Source organism: Mycobacterium branderi, from assembly GCF_010728725.1.
In the GTDB taxonomy this organism is placed as follows: Bacteria; Actinomycetota; Actinomycetes; order Mycobacteriales; family Mycobacteriaceae; genus Mycobacterium; species Mycobacterium branderi.
Map to the genome: position 1 here is coordinate 1,340,964 of NZ_AP022606.1, position 19,135 is coordinate 1,360,098.

The 19,135-nt window shown below is 65.7% G+C and carries 21 protein-coding genes; 13 read left to right on the forward strand and 8 right to left on the reverse strand.

The genetic code is table 11. From position 1 onward, the window contains the following. Positions 1–7: 7 nt before the first annotated feature. A complete protein-coding gene (locus G6N47_RS06945) occupies positions 8–820 on the forward strand; it encodes a thioesterase family protein (RefSeq protein ID WP_083133221.1) in 813 nt (270 codons plus the stop codon). A gap of 3 nt (positions 821–823) precedes the next feature. On the opposite strand, the gene G6N47_RS06950 is transcribed toward G6N47_RS06945, so the two are convergent. Further along, positions 824–1,453 carry an SDR family NAD(P)-dependent oxidoreductase gene (locus G6N47_RS06950; RefSeq protein WP_163659573.1) on the reverse strand — a complete coding sequence of 210 codons (630 nt, stop codon included), beginning with the start codon at positions 1,451–1,453 and terminating at the stop codon, positions 824–826. Between the two features lie 96 nt (positions 1,454–1,549). On the opposite strand from G6N47_RS06950, the gene G6N47_RS06955 reads away from it, so the two are divergent. Then, positions 1,550–2,080 carry a TetR/AcrR family transcriptional regulator gene (locus tag G6N47_RS06955; RefSeq protein ID WP_083133223.1) on the forward strand — a complete coding sequence of 177 codons (531 nt, stop codon included), beginning with the start codon at positions 1,550–1,552 and terminating at the stop codon, positions 2,078–2,080. Here the strand turns inward: G6N47_RS06955 and G6N47_RS06960 are convergent. Together G6N47_RS06960 and G6N47_RS06965 are read right to left on the reverse strand one after the other, a co-directional pair. Next, the gene (locus tag G6N47_RS06960; protein WP_083133224.1) at positions 2,064–3,392 is read right to left on the reverse strand and encodes an FAD-binding oxidoreductase; all 1,329 of its coding nucleotides are present in this window, start codon (positions 3,390–3,392) and stop codon (positions 2,064–2,066) included. The genes G6N47_RS06955 and G6N47_RS06960 overlap by 17 nt on opposite strands. Continuing rightward, complete coding sequence (locus tag G6N47_RS06965; protein ID WP_083133225.1) at positions 3,383–5,179, reverse strand: acyl-CoA dehydrogenase; 1,797 nt, start codon at positions 5,177–5,179, stop codon at positions 3,383–3,385. The genes G6N47_RS06960 and G6N47_RS06965 overlap by 10 nt, the downstream gene beginning before the upstream one ends. A 57-nt stretch (positions 5,180–5,236) precedes the next feature. Between G6N47_RS06965 and G6N47_RS06970 the strand changes: the two genes are divergently transcribed. From G6N47_RS06970 to G6N47_RS07010, 9 genes are all read left to right on the forward strand, one after another. Continuing rightward, positions 5,237–6,136, forward strand: a complete 900-nt coding sequence (locus G6N47_RS06970) for an alpha/beta hydrolase (protein ID WP_083133256.1) — start codon at positions 5,237–5,239, stop codon at positions 6,134–6,136. 104 nt (positions 6,137–6,240) lie between these two features. After that, the gene (locus tag G6N47_RS06975; protein WP_139799626.1) at positions 6,241–6,603 is read left to right on the forward strand and encodes a hypothetical protein; all 363 of its coding nucleotides are present in this window, start codon (positions 6,241–6,243) and stop codon (positions 6,601–6,603) included. Between the two features lie 232 nt (positions 6,604–6,835). Then, on the forward strand, positions 6,836–8,062 hold the full coding sequence (locus G6N47_RS06980; protein ID WP_083133227.1) for a cytochrome P450: 1,227 nt from the start codon (positions 6,836–6,838) through the stop codon (positions 8,060–8,062). Next, positions 8,059–8,892, forward strand: a complete 834-nt coding sequence (locus tag G6N47_RS06985) for an SDR family oxidoreductase (RefSeq protein WP_083133228.1) — start codon at positions 8,059–8,061, stop codon at positions 8,890–8,892. The genes G6N47_RS06980 and G6N47_RS06985 overlap by 4 nt, the downstream gene beginning before the upstream one ends. Before the next feature lie 24 nt (positions 8,893–8,916). Beyond that, the gene (locus tag G6N47_RS06990; RefSeq protein WP_083133229.1) at positions 8,917–9,771 is read left to right on the forward strand and encodes a mycofactocin-coupled SDR family oxidoreductase; all 855 of its coding nucleotides are present in this window, start codon (positions 8,917–8,919) and stop codon (positions 9,769–9,771) included. A 2-nt stretch (positions 9,772–9,773) separates the two neighbouring features. Next, positions 9,774–10,913: a DUF7064 domain-containing protein gene (locus G6N47_RS06995; protein WP_083133230.1), complete on the forward strand. Its 1,140-nt coding sequence runs from the start codon at positions 9,774–9,776 to the stop codon at positions 10,911–10,913. Next, on the forward strand, positions 10,910–12,028 hold the full coding sequence (locus G6N47_RS07000) for a phosphotransferase family protein (RefSeq protein WP_083133231.1): 1,119 nt from the start codon (positions 10,910–10,912) through the stop codon (positions 12,026–12,028). The genes G6N47_RS06995 and G6N47_RS07000 overlap by 4 nt, the downstream gene beginning before the upstream one ends. A 284-nt stretch (positions 12,029–12,312) precedes the next feature. Beyond that, the gene (locus tag G6N47_RS07005) at positions 12,313–12,783 is read left to right on the forward strand and encodes a GbsR/MarR family transcriptional regulator (protein WP_083133232.1); all 471 of its coding nucleotides are present in this window, start codon (positions 12,313–12,315) and stop codon (positions 12,781–12,783) included. Beyond that, positions 12,780–13,589, forward strand: coding sequence for a class I SAM-dependent methyltransferase (locus tag G6N47_RS07010; protein ID WP_372517548.1), 810 nt, complete (start codon positions 12,780–12,782; stop codon positions 13,587–13,589). Before G6N47_RS07005 ends, G6N47_RS07010 begins: the two co-directional genes overlap by 4 nt. Here the strand turns inward: G6N47_RS07010 and G6N47_RS07015 are convergent. Then, the gene (locus G6N47_RS07015; protein WP_083133234.1) at positions 13,552–14,208 is read right to left on the reverse strand and encodes a TetR/AcrR family transcriptional regulator; all 657 of its coding nucleotides are present in this window, start codon (positions 14,206–14,208) and stop codon (positions 13,552–13,554) included. The two genes, G6N47_RS07010 and G6N47_RS07015, sit on opposite strands and share 38 nt — an antisense overlap. A gap of 140 nt (positions 14,209–14,348) precedes the next feature. Here G6N47_RS07015 and G6N47_RS29570 point away from each other — a divergent pair, with 140 nt between their 5' ends. Next, positions 14,349–14,480: a hypothetical protein gene (locus G6N47_RS29570; protein ID WP_232080141.1), complete on the forward strand. Its 132-nt coding sequence runs from the start codon at positions 14,349–14,351 to the stop codon at positions 14,478–14,480. Between the two features lie 60 nt (positions 14,481–14,540). Here the strand turns inward: G6N47_RS29570 and G6N47_RS07020 are convergent, their stop codons facing one another. Genes G6N47_RS07020 through G6N47_RS07035 form a run of 4 tightly spaced genes read right to left on the reverse strand, consistent with a single transcriptional unit; the run spans position 14,541 to position 17,883 of the window. Then, positions 14,541–15,965 carry an NAD(P)(+) transhydrogenase (Re/Si-specific) subunit beta gene (locus G6N47_RS07020; protein ID WP_083133235.1) on the reverse strand — a complete coding sequence of 475 codons (1,425 nt, stop codon included), beginning with the start codon at positions 15,963–15,965 and terminating at the stop codon, positions 14,541–14,543. Beyond that, the gene (locus G6N47_RS07025) at positions 15,962–16,288 is read right to left on the reverse strand and encodes an NAD(P) transhydrogenase subunit alpha (protein WP_083133236.1); all 327 of its coding nucleotides are present in this window, start codon (positions 16,286–16,288) and stop codon (positions 15,962–15,964) included. The genes G6N47_RS07020 and G6N47_RS07025 overlap by 4 nt, the downstream gene beginning before the upstream one ends. Next, on the reverse strand, positions 16,289–17,380 hold the full coding sequence (locus tag G6N47_RS07030) for a Re/Si-specific NAD(P)(+) transhydrogenase subunit alpha (RefSeq protein ID WP_083133237.1): 1,092 nt from the start codon (positions 17,378–17,380) through the stop codon (positions 16,289–16,291). 41 nt (positions 17,381–17,421) lie between these two features. Further along, a complete protein-coding gene (locus G6N47_RS07035; RefSeq protein ID WP_083133238.1) occupies positions 17,422–17,883 on the reverse strand; it encodes a nuclear transport factor 2 family protein in 462 nt (153 codons plus the stop codon). A 40-nt stretch (positions 17,884–17,923) separates the two neighbouring features. On the opposite strand from G6N47_RS07035, the gene G6N47_RS07040 reads away from it, so the two are divergent. Beyond that, complete coding sequence (locus G6N47_RS07040) at positions 17,924–19,135, forward strand: acyl-CoA dehydrogenase family protein (protein ID WP_163659785.1); 1,212 nt, start codon at positions 17,924–17,926, stop codon at positions 19,133–19,135.

Below are 19,135 nucleotides of genomic sequence, written 5' to 3' on the forward strand. Positions count from 1 at the left end.
GCACAACATGACCGATTCGTACTACGAGTTGCTGGACGCCGACGACCAGCTCGGCGAAAAGTTCAGGGCGACCGACCTGGTGCGGAGCACGTGGTCGGCGGCCATCCAGCACGCCGCACCGGTGTCGGCGCTGTTGGTGCGGGCCCTCGAGCGCTGCGCACCGCGCGACGACACCCGGCTGAGCCGGGTGGTGGTTGACCTGTTGGGTCCGGTACCGGCCGAGGGCGACATCTGGGTGCGCGCGCAACTCGACCGCTCCGGCAAGCAGATCGAGTTGGTCAGCGCCGAGATGCTCGGCCCCGGACCGGACGGGCAGCCGCGGCCCGTGGCCCGCGCCAGCGGCTGGAGGCTGCAGCACCTCGACACCCGAAAGCTGGTCCGCGCCGGAGCACCGCCGCTGCGCTCGCTGCGCGAGGCCAAAAGCCGTGACCTCGCGAAGGATTGGGACCGCAACTATGTGCACAGCCTGGATTGGCGGTGGCTGACCGAACCGCGGGGCGACGGCCCCGGCGAATCGTGGATCAGCCCCACCGTCGACCTCGTCAAAGGTGAGACCATGACACCGCTCGAGCGGCTTTTCGCGGTGGCCGACGACGCCAACGGCATCGGCTCCAAACTCGACATCACCAAGTGGACGTTCCTCAACACCGACCTCGTGGTGCATGTGCACCGGGTTCCCGCCGGGCAGTGGATCGGTATCCGCGCCGAAACCAGCTACGGCCCCGACGGAATCGGCACCACGATCGGCACGCTCTTCGACGAACAGGGCCCACTCGGGGGCATCCAGCAGTCGGTGCTCGTGCGCCGACGTCCGGGGTGAGCGCTACCGGACGTCTCGCTCCCTGCTCAATGTCGGCGCAGCCATCGGTGGAACGATCTCGACGTGCCGCAAGTGCATTCGGCCGCAGGCGTCCACCATGGCGGCGACGAGGCGTCCGACGTCGTCCGGCACCGCACGGCTATTGCCCGGTGCCGATCGGATGAGTGACGCCCGCACGCCGGTGCCGATGAATTCGGCGTCTAACGCCGACATCCAGGTGTCCAGCTCTCGCCGCGACCCGCGTGGTGGCGGCCCGAAGAGCTCCGGGCTGATCAGGATCACGTCGCCGTGTCCCGCGTCGATCATCGGTGGAACCAGTTGTGCCGCAAGGTGTTGCGCGCCGACCCAGGAGCCGTCTGCGGCGCCTGCGCCGGTGACCACCACGTCGACCTCGCCGAGCAGATATCGGGCGGACTCGACGAACCGGTCGATCGAGGACGTGTCGGCAAGATCCAGGTGGGCCGCGAACGCCGCCGCACCCGACGCCCGCAGCCGGGTGGCCAGCCGCTCACAGATGTCGACGCGGCGGGCGCCCATCAGCACGAGATCGCCGCGGCGGGCCAGTCGGGCAGCGGTAGCCAGCGCAACCGACGACGCGGCCTCGGTGACCACTACGGCGCGAAACTCGGTCATGACCTGCTTGTCGCGGCTAAAATCTGGGGGTCGACGGCCGTTGAGGGTGGCACCAAGACAGCGTGACATTTCGACGATATTTTGTAAAGGTTAGATGTGGAGACGACGTTCGCGGAAGACACCTCGACGCAGCAGCGTATCCTTGCCGCCACCGCCGAGGTGCTCGGCCGCAACGGCAAGCGCAAGCTCAGCTTGTCCGACGTCGCGACCCAGGCCGGCGTCTCCCGCCCGACGCTGTATCGCTGGTTTCCCTCCAAAGAGGAACTGCTGTCGGCATTTTCGCGCTACGAACGGCAGGTGTTCGACAGGGGCCTGGCCCAGGCGACGGCCGGCCTGAAGGGCGTCGACAAGCTGGACGCCGCGCTACGCTTCATGGTCGAGTACCAGCACTCCTATACCGGCGTGCGGATGGTCGATATCGAGCCCGAGCACGTCATCGCCGAGTTGTCGCGGATCATGCCGGTCATGCGGGGTGGGCTGGAGCGTCTGATGCCCGGCCCCGGCGGCGCGGTGAAGGCGGCGACGGCGATCCGGGTGGCGATCTCGCACTACATCGTGCGCAGCGACGACGCCGACCAATTCCTCGCCCAGCTGCGGCATGCGGTGGGCATCAGTCGTCGGGACTGAACAGCACCGCGGCGTTGAGGTAACCGGTCGGGTCGAAAGCGGCTTTGATCCGCCGCATCGCCGCGATGTCGGCCGGTTCGCGTGACATGCCGACGTAGCCGCGTTTTCGGCTGCCGACGCCGTGCTCGGAGCTGACATTGCCGCCGCAGCCCGCGATCAGCTCCATCATCGCCGCGTACACCGCGGCTTCTGCGTCGGATGTACAGCGCAGCACATTGAGATGCAGATTGCCCTCGCCGATATGCCCGAACAGCACCGGAACCGCGTCGGGCGCATGGCGACCGATTAACGCCACGGCCCCCGCGGCGAACCCGTCGACCGATGAAAGCGGAAGGGAAACATCGAATTTCAGCGGCGGTCCGTACACGCCCAACAGCTCTGCCACCGATTCCCGCACCCGCCAGAGTCGCTGCTGCGCGGCCGGGTCGACGCCGACGGCCGGCTCGCCGCACATCGCCACGCCCGCAAGCGCGTCGGCCAATCGGTCGGTCTGGTCGTGGTCGGATGCGAGCTCCACCAACAGCAGCCAGTCACCGTCGACCGGTGCCGCGGCCGTGGCACGCCTGTCGATCAGCTCCAGCGCGGCGATGCCGTCGAGGTCGCGGAACAGCCGCCCGGCGTCGACCAGTGCGGCCAGGTCGGAAAACCCGCACACCGCAGTCACGCGATGCGTCGGGCTGGGGTGCAGCCGCAGATCCAGCCCGGTGATGACGCCCAGCGTGCCTTCGGCGCCGACGAACAGCGACGGTAGGTCGTAGCCGGTGTTGTCGGCCCGCACCCGGCTGTGCCGGCGCAGCACCGAGCCGTCCGGCAGCGCGACGTCCAGACCAACGACCTGCTCGCCCATGTTGCCGTAGCGAACCGTGCGCAGTCCGCCGGCATTGGTGGACGCCATGCCGCCAACTGTCGCGGTGTCGCGCGCGGCGAGGTCGACACCGAACACCAGGCCGGCGGAGGCCGCGGCGCGCTGCACAGCGGCCAGTGTCGCGCCGGCGCCAACTTCGATGCGGCGTTCGGCGGTGTCGACATCGCCGATGGCACTGAGCCTTTCGGTGGACAGCAGCACGTCGTCGTGCTCGGGCACGGTCCCGGCCACCAGCGAGGTGCGGCCGCCCTGGATCGTGACGTGCGCTCCGGCGTCGCGGCAGACCCGCAGCACCTCGGCGACCTCGTCGGCCGATCCCGGCCGCACCAGCGCACTGGCCCGTCCCCGGTAGCGGCCGGTGTGGTCGACGCTGCGGCCGGCCAGCACGTCGGCATCGGCGCTGACGTGGCGGGCACCCACCACGCTCGCCAGGCTCGCTAGAACCACTGCGGCTGCATCTCCAGCGTGGTGCGGTCCAGGCTCTCCAGCAGGTCGAGTTGCGGTGCGGTCCTGGGCAATTCGTAGCGGAAGAAGTAGCGGGCCGCTTGGCGTTTGCCGTCGTAGAAGTCGCCGGTCTTGCCGTCGGCGGCCAGCAGTTGCTCCAGCCACATCCAGGCGATGACGAGGTGGCCGAACGCCTCGAGGTAGATCGCGCTGTTGGCCATCGCCGCCTCGATGTCGCCCGACGAGAACATGGCCGTGGTCACTGCCGTCAACCGTCGGCTCACCGCGTCCAGCTCGGCGGCGAATCCGGCCAGGTCGCCGCCGGCCGCCTCGGCGGCGGCGATGCTGTGCTTGATGGCGTCGCCCAGGGCCAGCAGGCTTGCGCCGTTGCGTTGAGTGACCTTGCGGCCCAACAGGTCCAGGCTCTGGATGCCGTGGGTGCCCTCGTGGATCGGGTTGAGCCGGTTGTCGCGGTAGTGCTGCTCGACGTCGTACTCACGGGTGTAGCCATAGCCGCCGTGCACCTGAATCGCCAAGTCGTTGGCCGCCAGACACCATTGCGACGGCCAGCTTTTGGCGACCGGAGTCAGGATATCTAGCAGCAGCGTGGCGTTGTCGCGCTCGTCGGCAGACTCGGCGCTGTGCTGGATGTCGACCAGCCTGGCGCAATACAGCCCCAGCGCCAGCGCGCCTTCCACGTAGGACTTCTGGGCCAGCAGCATCCGTTTGACATCCGCGTGCTCGATGATCGGAATCTGCGGCGTTGCCGGGTCTTTCGACATCACCGGCCGGCCTTGCGGTCGTTCGCGGGCGTATTGCAGCGACTTGAGGTAGCCGGTGTAGCCCAGCGCGATAGCGCCCATACCCACTCCGAGGCGGGCCTCGTTCATCATCGTGAACATGTAGGTGATGCCGCGGTGGGGTTCGCCGACCAGGTAGCCGACGGCCCCGGCTTGCCCGCCGGGCCGGAAGGCCCCTTCACCGAAGTTCAGGACGGTGTTGGTGATTCCGCGATAGCCCATCTTGTGGTTGAGCCCGGCCAGCACGACGTCGTTGCGCTCGCCGAGCGACCCGTCGGGCCCGACGAGAAACTTGGGCACGATGAACAGCGAGATGCCTTTGGTGCCCGGTGGTCCGCCTGGAATCTTGGCCAGCACCAGATGCACGATGTTGTCGGTCAGTTCGTGTTCGCCGCCGGATATCCACATCTTCGAGCCGAACAGCCGGTAGCTGCCGTCGTCGTGAGGTTCGGCGCGGGTGGCGATGTCGGCCAGCGACGATCCCGCCTGGGTTTCGGACAGGCACATGGTGCCGAAGAACCGGCCGGCCAGCATCGGCTTGACGAAGGTCGAGACCTGTTCGGCGGTACCGAATTTCGCGATCAGGTTCGCGTTGGCCATCGTCAGCATGACGTAGCCGGCGGTGCTGACGTTGGCCGCCGCCAGCCAGGCGAACCCGGCTTGCGCGACCGTCGCCGGAAGTTGCGCTCCGCCGAGTTCGGCGTCCATGGCCATGCCGAGCAGATCGGCGGCCGCGAACGCGTCCAGCGCCTCCTTCACCTCGGGAATGATCGTGAGCGTCGTGCCGTCGAAGCTGGGCTCGTGCGCGTCGCTCTTCTTGTTGTGCGGGGCGAAATATCGGGTCGCCAGCTGTTCGCACAGCTCGAGCACGCCGCTAAACGTCTCCCGAGAGTGCTCGGCGAAGCGTTCCCGCTTGGTCAGGTCCTCGACCCGCAACCACTCGAAGAGCAAGAAGTCCAGGTCTCGGGGCGAGAGCAATGTCGACTTCACCCGCGTCCTTTACCGTCGGTCTTTCGTGTCACCTCACCGTACGGAATGATGCGGCACATGGTGCAACGGGAGGACGTTTTGTTCAACTCCGGCCACGACCGGATCAGCGCGTGGCTCTACCGGCCGGACAGCACCGGCGATGCGCCGTTGCTGGTGATGGCCCACGGGCTGGGCGCGGTGCGCGCCATGCGGCTGGACGCCTATGCCGAACGGTTCAGCGCCGCTGGGTACGCGTGCCTGGTGTTCGACTACCGCAACTTCGGCGACAGTGAGGGCCAGCCGAGGCAGCTGCTCGACGTGGGTATGCAATTGCAGGACTGGACCGCCGCCGTCGCCTACGGCCGCACCCTGCCGGGAGTCGACCAAAGCCGAATCGGCCTGTGGGGCACGTCGTTTGGCGGCGGACATGTCATCGCCACCGCGGCGCAGCTGCCCGGCATCGCGGCCGTCGTCGCGCAATGTCCGTTCACCGACGGGATCGCCTCGGCCCGGACACTCAGCCCGCTCGTCACCGCACGCATCAGCGCGCTGGCGATCCGCGACCTCATAGCGGCACGGCTCGGCAACGACCCGGTGATGGTCGCGACGGCGGGCAAGCCGGGCGAGGTGGCGCTGATGAACGCCCCCGACGCGTATGCCGGTTATCTGCGGCTGATGCCCGACGGGGCACAGCCGCCCAACGAGGTCGCGGCCCGCATCGGGGTGAAGATCCTGGCCTATCGCCCCGGCCGGCTCACCGCCAAGATCCCGTGTCCAATCTTGTTCTGCGTCTGCGAAACCGACTCGGTGGCACCGGCCGGCCCCACGCTGCGCTACGCCGCCAAGGCGCCCAAAGGTGAGGTCAAGGTCTATCCCGAGGGCCATTTCGCGATCTACGTCGACGACGCCTTCGAGTGCGTCGTCGCCGACCAGATCGCGTTCCTCGACAAGCATCTGAAGGCCAACCAGACGAGTTAGCGGATAGTGCTCACGCGAGGGCGACGGCGACCCCAACCTCAATAGCCTGGAACCGGCATTACATATCTTGTCAGAAATGTAACGTGGAGGCTACTCTCTAGCCCATGCATGCTGGACCGTTGCCAGGGGTACAGGTCGGTCTCGGCGCTGCCATGGCGGCCACCGGTGTCTTCGCCGCGCTGATGCCGGCGAGATTCACATCTTCGGGACCGGACGCGTGTGTGCCGGAACGCGAGTTTCTGACCCGAATGTGGGCAATTCGCGAGGCGGCACTGGGCGCGATGCTGCTGAACAGCGTGAGCTTCGTCGGCAGGCGCCGAGTTCTGGCCGTCATCGTCGGATTGTCGGCAGCCGAGGCAGCCGTAAACCTCCGCGAGCCGACGGTCAAAGGTGCGCGCCGGAGCATCGCCGTGGGCAGCGCCGTCATCTTCGGCGCCCTGGCCGGTTACGGGATGCGCCGGGTCTGAGGCGAAAGCTGCCGCGCATCGCAGAGCATGCACCCGAACCGCTGTGGTGCAGGGCGAAGTCTTGAGTGCTGCCCGCAGTGCATTACCTAGGCCACGCCAGAAGACCCACCTTTACAAATTCGACTGAAAGTGTCACGCTGTGCGTTGATCCATGGGATGTGCCATGGCGCGGCAGAGCACAGGAGGAAGTCCGAAACGTGCGAGCGGAGAGGCGCTTTGGCAGGTCTACGACATGACAGCTGACCTCACTGTCGACAGCCGACCAGATGTCGACATTGCGGATGGTGGCTTCTACGCCGGTGATTCCCGCGCGGCGTACCGCTGGATGCGGACGAACGAGCCGGTTTTCCGGGACCGCAACGGGCTTGTCGGGATCGCGACGTATAAGGCTCTGATCGAGGCTGAGCGGCGGCCGGACCTGTTCTCGAGTGCAGGGGGCATCCGACCGGACTATGTCCCTCCGGTGCCGATGATGATCGACATGGATGATCCCGGGCATCTGCGCCGGCGCAAACTGGTCAACACCGGCTTCTCCCGCAAGCGGGTACAAAACCTGGCGGATTCGATTGAATCGCTGTGCGATTCACTGATCGACGCGGTCTGCGAACGCGGCGAATGCGACTTCGTGTGGGATCTGGCGGCGCCGCTGCCGATGGCGGTAATCGGTGACCTCCTGGGGGTGCGCCCCGAGGAACGCGAGATGTTTCTCAAATGGTCCGACGATCTGGTCACGAGCCTGAGCTCGAAGATGTCAGAGGCCGATCACCAAGTCACCATCGAGGCATATCTGGCGTTCACCGAGTACACACAACGCCTGATCGACGCGCGACGCGCCGAGCCGACCGACGATCTGATCAGCGTGATGACTCACGCGGTGATCGACGGGGAACGGTTGACCGATGCGGAGATCATCCAGGACGCGTTGCTGATCCTCGTCGGCGGAGACGAGACCACCCGGCACACATTGACCGGGGGTACCGCGCAACTGCTACGCGAACCCGAGCAACTGACCGCGCTCAGCGCGGACCCCGATGCGCTGATGGGCAACGCGGTCGAAGAGATGCTGCGGTGGACGTCACCGGTGAAAAACATGTGCAGACAGCTGACCGCGGATGTGCCGTATCACGGCACGGCGCTGCGCCAAGGGGAGAAAGTGATGTTGCTGTTCGAGTCGGCCAACTTCGACGAGGACCAATTCGACAGCCCTGAAACGTTCGATATTCGGCGTTACCCCAACAACCACTTGGCTTTCGGCTTCGGCACGCACTTCTGCATGGGCAATCAACTTGCACGACTGGAAATTTCACTGATGACCCGAAAGGTGCTCGAGCGGCTGCCCGGGCTGACGCTGGCCACTGATGCCGCGCTGCCGCTGCGGGCGGCCAACTTCGTCAGCGGCCTGGAGAAGATGCCGGTGTCCTTCACCCCGTCCAAGCCCAAAGCTGGGGAGCTGTCATGACCCCGTCACTGCGTGCGCGCACGTACCTCGTCACCGGCGGTGGCAGCGGCATCGGCAAAGGTGTGGCCGCCGCGCTGGTCCGAGCAGGCGCCTTCGTCGCGATCGCCGGCCGCAACGCCGACCGACTCTCAGCGGCTACCGGGCAACTTTCGAGTGCCGCGCCCGGCCGCGTGCGGGCAGTGCCCGCCGACGTGACGGTGGAGGAAGACGTCGCCGAAGTGGTCGGCATTGCGGCCCAGTGGAACGGCAGGCTGCACGGGGTCGTGCACTGCGCGGGCGGCACCGAAACCCTTGGACCGATCACCCAGATCGACTCCGATGGATGGCGGCGCACCGTCGACCTCAACGTCAACGGGACCATGTACCTGCTCAAGCACGCCGGCCGGGAGATGGTGCGCGCCGGCGGCGGATCGTTCGTCGGCATCTCCTCCATCGCCGCAAGTAACACCCACCGCTGGTTCGGGGCCTACGGGCCGAGCAAGGCCGCGCTGGACAATCTTCTCCAGCTCGCCGCCGACGAGCTGGGACCATCCTGGGTGCGCGTCAACGGCATCAGACCCGGACTCACACGAACCGAATTGGTGGCGCCCGTCCTCGAGCTCGCACCGCTGAGCGAGGACTACCGAATCAACACCCCGCTGCCCCGCGTCGGTGAGGTTGAGGACATCGCCCATTTAGCGCTGTTTTTGCTCAGCGATGAATCCAGCTGGATCACAGGCCAACTCATCAACGTCGACGGCGGCCAGATGCTGCGTCGCGGCCCGGACTACTCGTCGATGGTCGGCCCGATGTTCGGTGAAGAAGCGCTGCGCGGCGTCGTCAATACCTAGACCAATCGGCAAGAAAGGCTTCCCATGAATCGTGTCAACGGCAAGGTCGCCGTCATCACCGGCGCCGCACGCGGGCAAGGCCGCAGCCACGCAGTACATCTCGCTGACGAAGGCGCCGACATCATCGCACTCGACATCTGCGCCGACATCGACTCCAACGAGTACCCGCTAGGCAGCGCCGCCGACCTCGATGAGACGCGTGAGCTGGTCGAGAAATCGGGTCGTCGGGTGATCACCGCACAGGTCGACGTGCGCGACCGCGCGCACCTGAAAACGGTGCTCGACGAGGCGGTCGCCGAGCTGGGCGGGCTCGACGTGGTGGTGGCCAACGCGGCGATCTGCCCGCTGGGCAACCACATTCCGGCGCAGGGCTTCATCGACGCGTTCGACGTCGACTTCGTCGGCGTCGTGAACACCGTTCACGTCGCCCTGCCGCACCTCAAAGCCGGCGGGTCGGTGATCGTCACGGGTTCGATCGCCGGACTGCTTCCGACCACCGGACTCAACGGTGGCAACCTCCAAGGACCGGGCGGGGCGGGATACGGGCTAGCCAAGAAGATGGTCAAGGAGTACACCAAGGCGTTGGCTCTCACCCTCGGTCCGCAGAGCATCCGCGTGAACGCCGTGCATCCCACGAACGTGGACACCGACATGCTGCACAACGAACCGATGTATAAGACGTTCCGCCCAGACTTGCAGAATCCGAGCCGCGCCGACGCTGAACTGTCGTTTCCATTCCTGCAAGCGATGCCCATACCGTACGTCGACCCCGCAGACATATCGCATGCCGTCGTCTATCTCGCATCGGCCGAATCACGTTACGTCACAGGGCAGCAACTGTTCGTCGACGCCGGCGCCGGGCTGAAGATGGGACTGTGACGATGGGTTACTCGGCAGCCGACGAATCGTTCACCCACCAACTGCCGCGCCCCTTCGACGAGGTTCACCACCCGGACGCGACCTGGTCTGACCGTTGCTACTTCTTTGCCGCCTCACCGGACGGCAGCCTGCTGCTGGCCTCCGGTTACGGAAACAACCCCAACACAAAATCGGGGCTGGGCTACGTCAAAGTCAGCTTGGCCGACGGTAGACACTACGACTTGATGTCCGGCAGACCGGTGTCAGGCAGCGATCGAGTCGACGTGAGCGCGGGTCCCATGTCGTGGACGTGCGTCGAGCCGCTGAAGAAGTGGAAACTCGAAGTGCAGCCCAACAACTCGGGCATCTCATGGGAGCTCTACTACGAACCGACCGCCCCGATGTGGGAACTGTTGCCGCTGAAGGTGCACGGTGACGACGGCCGGGTCATCGCCGACATGTACCACATGAAGGAACCGGGAAAGTGGACCGGTTGGGTAGACATAGAAGGCGAGCGGATCTCGGTCGACGGATTCCATGGCGGGCGCGATCGCACGTTCGGCGTGCGGGTATCAGATCAGATCGACTTCTGGCTGTGGCTTGATGCCGGTTTCGATAATCGGGCGATTGAAGCCTGGATCTTCGAAACTTCCGACGGTGAGGTCACGTACGTCGACGGCGGCATCACCCACAACGACGGAACTTTGTCGAAGCGGTTCGTCAAGATCGACCATGACGTCGAGTTCGACGGCGACCGCAAGCGACCAGCTCGCGCGACGCTGATCTTCACCGACGAGGACGGCACGACATACCGGGTCACCGCCGACACACCGCACCAGCACGTCAACGCCTACTACGGCTTGCCGATGGCGAAGTGCAACTACGAGGACCTCGGTGACGGTGCCTACTTCATCCATTACCGGTGGGACGCAAACGATAGAGATGAACTGGTCGAGACAGAAGACAAGGCGATGGCTGTCGACCAGCTCATGCGGTTCGACTTCGACGGTCGGATCGGTTGGGGCATCTTTGAAATTCTCATGGGCGGCAAGGCTTATCCGAGATACCCGTCGTGGCGGCCGATGGACATGTCGTCCTTCACGCAGGACAAGACACCGGTAGACCGGCTGCCGGCCGACCGCGACGCAGAAGGCCGATCGTGACAGGCGACGGCGAAGTCGGGCAGCGCTTGACGACATGGCTGCGCACGCAGCTGGCCGATGCCGACGACGTGCGTATCGACGGCCTCGACCGGGTGACGTTCGGTCACTCGGCCGAAATGATGGTCTTGACGCTGGTTACTGAACAAAGTGGTGAAGAGCGCCGCCGCGACGTGGTGTTGCGGCTGCGTCCCAAGCCGCCGGCCTTGCTCGAACCCTATGACCTATCACGCCAATTCAAGATCCTCAAAGCTCTGCAAGGGTCATCGGTGCGGGCGCCCCGTGCACTGTGGCTCGAGGACTCGGGCGACATACTCGGACGGCCGTTTCTGATCATGGAGCGCATAGCGGGAAGCGTCTACGAAATGGAGGCGCCGCAAGGGCCGGACGCCACGCCCGACCGCATCCGACGGATGTGTCAGAGCATGGCTGAACAGTTGGCCGCCATCCACACAGTGGACCTCGAAGCCACCGGATTGCGCGACCTCGACGACGGACATAGCCATCTCGACCGCGAGATTGACCATTGGGCAGACGAAATGCACCGTGTGCAGCGCGGCACGCTACCGGCGCTGGAACGGCTACTGCGCGCGCTGCGGGCGACCAAGCCCACACCGTGCCCGCACGTGACACTGGTGCACGGCGACGCGAAACCAGGCAACTTCGCTTTCGTCGGCGATGACGTCAGTGCAGTCTTCGACTGGGAGATGACCACTGTCGGCGACCCGCTGACGGACATCGGATGGATGGAACTGCTGTGGATGCAGCCCGTCGGCCTCACCAGCCACGACGCGGCGCCGAGCATCGAGGACTTCATCGCTCACTATGAAGCGGTCAGTGGGATCGCCGTGCAGAACCGCCAGTGGTACCGCGCGTTGAACGCGTTCAAGATGGCCGTGATCTGCCTCATCGGCGCCATGCTCTTCGATGAGGGGCATTCCGATGACATGAAACTCGTCGTCGCGGCCGGTGGAACACATCTGCTGACGCAGCTCGGTCTCGCCGAGCTGGGAATCACCGAGCAGTTCGACTCAGGACCTGTCGACATCCGGCCGGAGCGAATAGCCGAGGCCGAAGCCCGAACAGCGGCCGCCGTCGAACCGGTCAACACCAACTGATGCACTCCGTGGGCGGCGGAGGAGCCTGTGGCGCGTTAAAAGCCTTGTGCTGCAGCAATGCTGCGTAGATCGGGGGGCCGCTTTGTTGGTGCCGGTCCGACCTCGACAAGTGCGCTTACTGAAACTGCCTCGGGCCTCGGGTTGACGACCGTGGAAGCCCTCCTTCACCGCGCTTCACCTAGCTGCGTAACAGACCAACGTTGACGGGCACATCGGCCAAGCGGCGTGGCGGTCTTGAATGTACTGTATAGTACATTCAGTTTGTACTTAACGTAAGGAGTGCAGTGCGCCCCGAGGAGGCCGAGTTCGTCGACCGCATCGGCTTGTTCTTCGAGGGGCTGGGCGCGCCGCGGACGATGGGCCGGGTCTACGGCTGGCTGATGATCTGCGATCCACCGCAGCAATCGTTGACCGAATTGGCGACGGCGCTGTCGGTGAGCAAGGCATCCGTCAGCACGGTGGCTCGGCAACTGCAGACGGCCGGGATGATCGAGCGGCTTCCGTCGGCGTCTCGTCGACACCTCTACCGCATCACTCCCGGCGGCTTCACCCACGTCCTCAACGTGCAATTGAGCCTCATGAAGCCGGGGGTGCACGCCGCCGACTTCGGCCTGCAGCTGCTCGGCGAGGACCGTGCCGAACAACGCGAGCGGCTCGAGGATTTCAGGGATTTCTGCGAGTTCTGCAACAACGACTACCGCGACGAGTTGGCGCGGTTGTGGACGGACTACCGGGACAAGAGGAGGAAGCGGTGACGGGCAAGGTGGACTTCTCCGGCGTGCGCTGGGGCTCGGTGGAGTGGACGAACCTGTGCACGCTGTACCTACGCGCCTACGAAAGCCGGTTGGCGCAACCCATTCTCGGCGACCGGGCCGCCGCCGAGGCCGTGGAGCGGATCGACTACGACTGGGCCCGCGTGCACCGCAGGGTCCAGCCGTCGATCTACCAGTTCCTGGTTGCGTTGCGCGCCAAGCAACTTGACGATTGGGCGGCCGACTTCTTAAACCAGAACCCGGACGCCGTGGTCGTACATCTGGGCTGCGGGCTGGACACCCGGTACCAGCGGCTGCAGCCGGCACAGCAGTGGTTCGACGTCGACGTCCCGCAAGTGATCAACTTGCGTCGCCAGCTGTACGACGACACCAACGGCTACCGGATGATCGGGTCCTCGGTGACCGATCCGCAATGGCTCGGCCAGGTGCCGGCGGGCCGTAACGCGTTGATCGTCGCCGAAGGGCTGCTGATGTATCTGACCGAGGCCGAGATACGTGACCTACTGCAGCGGCTGCTCGATCGGTTCGACCACGGTGAACTGCTGGCAGACCTCGGGGCGTGGTGGGGACCCCGACTGTCCAAGGTGATCACGTCGGGAATCACCAAATCCGGCACGCGCGACGGCCGCGAATTCAGCGAGTGGAACCCGCGGCTGAAACTCGGCGAGATATCACCGATTATCGACGCGACGAAAATCCCGTTGCGGCCGCAACGCGCGCTCTACCGGATACTCGGCGCAATCCCGGTCGTCAGGAACTCTGACCGGCTGTTTCGATTTCGGTTTTGACGCCGAGCGGTGACTCCGCACGGATCGTCTCGTCGCGAATCAGGCCCCGCAGCAGCGCGGTGCTGAACTCGGCGGCGATCTCCTGCGCGGTGCGACGGCCGTGTGGCCGCAGCCACCGGTAGGCGCCCAGCGTCATCCCGATATAGCCCAGTGCCAGCACATGCGAATCGCATTCGTAGAACTCGCCGCTGGCGATGCCGCGGTCGATGAGGCCATGCACGTGCTCGTAGACCTGGATCTCCTTCTCGCGCACGGCGGCGACCTGTTCCTCGGTGAACCACTCGGTGATGTAGGGCTGCTCCTGGAAGTACACCGCCGCGCCTTCGGGGTTGGCCGCGATCTGGTTGAGCAGTCGCACCGTGTACTGATACAGCGCCTCGCGCGCGGAGATCGACGGGTCGTCGTGCACTGCCGCCAGCGTGCGCTCGGCAGCCTGCTGGTAGATGTCGTAGAGGATCAGCGACTTGCTGGCGTAGTAGTGGTAGACCGTGGCCTTGTTCAGCCCGACGACGTCGGCGACGTCGTCCATCCGGGTACCGTGGTAGCCGCGTGCGGCAAACAGTTTGGTGGCAACGGCCAGCAACTCTTCGCGGCGGGAGAGCCCGTTCTCGGATGGCATGTGTACTCCCTGTCGGCCGGCCGGGTCCACGTGCCGGTATCAATCAACTGGTTAGTAGTCTAGGCAACCACTGTCGCGCCGTTGCGCGATGGGACTAGACTTGCCTGGCGAATCGAGTCGTCTAGTCGAGAGGTGCTCAGATGAATCCCGATCCTGACCCGAGCTACGACTTTTCCGACGAGCTTGAGTTCTACTTCAAGTACATGCCATGGGGTTTCCGCGGCGTCGTCGACGGCGCCGGCTACCCGCCGCCAAACTATCCACCCGTCTAACAGCACAAGACGCACAATCGCACCATTCGGTTCCCGAACATGCGATTCTGCGTCTGCTCGTCAGAGGGCCTTGAGCTCCTCAGTCACTTCTGACACCGACTTCTTGGCATCGCCGAACAGCATCGTGGTGCCCTCGGCGTAGAACAGCGGGTTGTCGATGCCCGCGAACCCCGAATTCATCGACCGCTTGAGCACGATCACCGACTTGGACTTGTCCACGTTGAGGATTGGCATGCCGTAGATCGGGCTGGACGCCTCGTTGCGGGCGGCCGGGTTGGTGACGTCGTTGGCGCCGATGACGATCGTGACGTCGGTGCGAGCGAACTCGTCGTTGATGTCGTCCATGTCCTTCATCGCGTCGTAGTCGACCTCGGCCTCGGCCAGCAGCACGTTCATGTGGCCGGGCATCCGGCCGGCGACCGGGTGGATCGCGTATTTGACCGGCACGCCACGGCTTTCCAGCAGCGTGGCCATGTCCTTGACCGCATGCTGGGCCTGCGCGACCGCCAGCCCGTAACCCGGCACCACGATCACCTGGTTGGCGTAGGCCATCTGGATCGCGGCATCGGCCGCCGAGGTGGACTTGACGTGCTTGTCGCCGCCGTCGCCGCCGCCCGGCGCCACCCCGCCGCCGCCGAACCCGCCCGCCACGATCGCTGGGATGGAGCGGTTCATCGCCTTGGCCATCAAATTCGTCAGGATCGAACCCGAGGCGCCGACGATCATGCCGGCGACGATCATCGCGGTGTTGTTCAGCGCCAACCCCGCGGCCGCCGCCGAAAGACCGGTCATCGCGTTCAGCATCGAGATGACGACGGGCATGTCGGCACCGCCGATGGGCAGCACCACCATCAGCCCCAGCACGCCGGCGGCGGCCAGCAACCCGATCATCCACCACAACGACACCCCGCCGCTGCCCGGCTGGGCGCCGAGCCCGATGACCACCGCGGCGGCGATGGCGCCGGCCAGCAGCAGCAGGTTCAGCGGCTGTTGCGCCTTGCCGATACCGATCGGCCTGCCGGAGATGATCTCCTGCAGCTTGCCGAACGCGACCAGTGAGCCCCAGAACGAAATCGACCCGATGATGGCGCCGAACAACGACGCCACCACGACGTGCGCGGTCGGTGACTCATCCGGCGGGAACGCCGAAAAGCCGGTCGTGTCAATGAATTCCGAGAGTGCGATCAAGGCGACGGTGCCACCGCCGACGCCGTTGAAGAACGCCACCAGTTGCGGCATCGCCGTCATCTTGGTCAGCCGCGCCGGCGGCACGCCGAGCACCACGCCGAGCACCAGGCCGGCGATGATCAGCGGCCAGTGATGGGTGTGCCGGATCAGGATCAGCGTGGCGGCCACGGCGATCGCCATGCCGAGCGCGGCGATCAAGTTGCCGCGCACCGCGGTCTTGGGCCCGGTCAGGCCCATCAGCCCGTAGATGAACAGCGCGAACGAGATGATGTAGAGAACCGTGACGAGGTAGCTCATTTCGCCACCGGCTCCTCGGATTTCACCGGAGCGGGCTTCTTGCCCTTGAACATGCCCAGCATCCGGTCGGTGACGATGAAACCGCCGATCACGTTCAGCGTGCCGAACACCAAGGCAACGAACAGGATGATCTGCAACGCGGGCGACGGGTGTTCGATCGTTCCGAGCACCAGCAGCGCGCCGAGCACCACGATGCCGTGGATGGCGTTGGTGCCCGACATCAGCGGGGTGTGCAGTGTGTTGGGCACTTTGGAGATCACGGCAAAGCCGACGAACCCGGACAGCACCAGGATCGCCAGGTTGGCCAGAAGTTCGTCGTACATCTAGCTGTCCTCTCTGCGTGTCACACAGGCGGCGGCTACGACTTCGTCGTCGAAATCCGGGGCCAGCTTGCCGTCCTTGATCAGCAGTTCCAGCAGCGCGGTGATGTTCTTGCTGTAGAGCTCGCTGGCGTGCTCGGGCATGGTCGCCGGCAGGTTCAGCGGCGCGGCGATCGTGACGTCGTGTTTGACGACGGTTTTGCCCGGCTCGGTGAGCTCACAGTTCCCGCCTGCCTCCCCCGCGAGGTCGACAACCACGCTGCCGGGTTTCATGCCTTGCACCGCCGCAGCGGTCACCAGCCGCGGCGCCGGCTTGCCCGGCACCAGCGCGGTGGTGATCACCACGTCGAACCCGGTGATGGCCTCCTCCAAGGCCTTCTGCTGCTGCGCGCGTTCCTCGTCGGTGAGCTCGCGGGCGTAGCCGCCCTCACCGGACGCGTCGATACCCACGTCCAGCCATTGCGCGCCGACCGAGCGCACCTGGTCGGCCACCTCGGGGCGCACGTCGTAGCCGGAGGTGCGCGCCCCGAGCCGCTTGGCCGTCGCCAGCGCCTGCAGGCCCGCCACCCCGACGCCGAGGACCAACACCGTGGCCGGCTTCACCGTGCCCGCCGCCGTGGTCAGCATCGGGAAGAACCGGGTCGACTCGGAGGCCGCCAGCAGCACAGCCTTGTAGCCGGCCACGTTGGCTTGCGACGACAATGCGTCCATCGCCTGGGCCCGGGAGATCCGCGGGATCGCCTCCAGCGCAAAGGCCTGCACGCCGGCCTTGGTCAGCGCGTCGATCTGGTTGTCGGCGTTGCGCGGCGCCAGGAACCCGATCAGCGTCTGGCCTTTATGGAGTCGAGTGACCTCTTCCGCGGTCGGGGGTGCCACCTTGACGACGATGTCGGCGGCCCAGGCATCGCCGATGCTGGCTCCGGCCTCGGTGTAGAGCTCGTCGGGAAGCAACGCGCGCTCCCCGGCGCCGGATTCCACGACCACCCCGACGCCGCTCTTGACCAGCGGGCCGACCGCCTTGGGCACCAGCGCGACCCGTCGCTCGTCGGCCCCGGACTCGGCGACCACCCCGACCGTCGTCTGCGTTTCCGTCATGACGCTCCTACCCCATTGGATCGGCACTCACCTTATCGTCGTCACCACAGCGGGATGTCCGCGCCGTACTCCGCTTCGGGGCGTGGCCCGAAGTAGCGGCGTTCGGACTCGGCGATCGCGACGTCGTTGATGCTGGCTTCCCGCCGCGACATCAGGCCGGTGTCGGCGAACTCCCACAGCTCGTTGCCGTAGCTGCGATACCACTGGCCGGCGTCGTCGTGCCATTCGTACTGGAACCGCACCGCGATCCGGTTTCCGCTGAACGCCCACAGGCTTTTGCGCAGGCAATAGTCGAGTTCGATCTGCCACTTGCGGGTCAGAAAGGCGACGATCTCGTCGCGCCCGACGATGTGCAGGTCGCGGTTGCGCCAGTGCGAATCGACCGTGTAGGCGGCCGCGACCTTTTCCGGGTCGCGGGTATTCCAGGCGTCCTCGGCGGACTGGACCTTCTGCATTGCGGTCTCGAGCGTGAACGGCGGAAGCGGCGGTCGGGTCTCGGGCATGCCACCATGCTGGCTTATCGTGACCGTCATGGACTTCGCGATGTCGGCCAAGGGCAACGACTACCACAAGCGGCTGTCCGACTTCATGACCCAGTACGTTTTCCCGGCCGAGGCCGAATACGACCGCTACCGCCACGAAGCCGGTCCCGGCGACCACACCGTGCCGCCGATCGTCGAAGAACTCAAGATCAAAGCCAAAGAACGCGGGCTGTGGAACCTGTTCCTGCCCGCCGAGTCGGGGCTGACCAACCTGGAATACGCCCCGCTGGCCGAGCAGACCGGGTGGAGCGTGGAGATCGCTCCGGAGGCGCTCAACTGCGCAGCGCCGGACACGGGCAACATGGAAATCCTGCACATGTTCGCCACCGACGAGCAGCGCAGGCAGTGGCTGCAACCGCTGCTCGACGGCCAGATCCGCAGCGCGTTCTCGATGACCGAACCCGCGGTCGCGTCCAGCGACGCCCGCAACATCGAAACCACCGTCACCCGCGACGGCGGCGACTACGTCATCAACGGCCGCAAATGGTGGACGTCGGGCGCGGCCGACCCCCGCTGCAAGCTGCTGATCGTGATGGGCCGGACCAATCCGGACGCGGCCAGCCATCAGCAGCAGTCGATGATCCTGGTGCCGATCGACACTCCGGGAGTGACCGTCGTGCGCTCGACGTCCGTGTTCGGCTGGCAAGACCAGCACGGGCACTGCGAGGTGATCTACGACAACGTCCGGGTGCCGACCACCAATCTGCTGGGCGAGGAAGGCGCCGGCTTCGCGATCGCGCAGGCGAGGCTGGGACCGGGGCGCATCCACCATTGCATGCGCGCCCTGGGTGCGGCCGAACGCGCGCTGGCGCTGATGGTCAACCGGGCCCGTAACCGGGTGGCGTTCGGCCGGCCGCTGGCCGAGCAGGGCGTGGTGCAGCAGGCAATCGCCAAGTCCCGCAACGAAATAGACCAAGCCAGGCTGCTATGTGAGAAGGCGGCGTGGACCATCGATCAGCACGGCAACAAGGCCGCCCACTTGTTGGTGTCGCAGATCAAGGCGGTGGCTCCGCAGGTGGCCTGCGATGTGATCGACCGCGCCATCCAGGTGCACGGCGCGGCCGGCGTCAGTGACGACACACCGCTGGCCCGGCTGTACGGCTGGCATCGCGCGATGCGGATCTTCGACGGTCCCGACGAGGTGCACCTTCGGTCGATCGCCCGTGCCGAAATCGGCCGGGAGAAAAGCCCTTTCGCGGCGGCGGTTACCTAA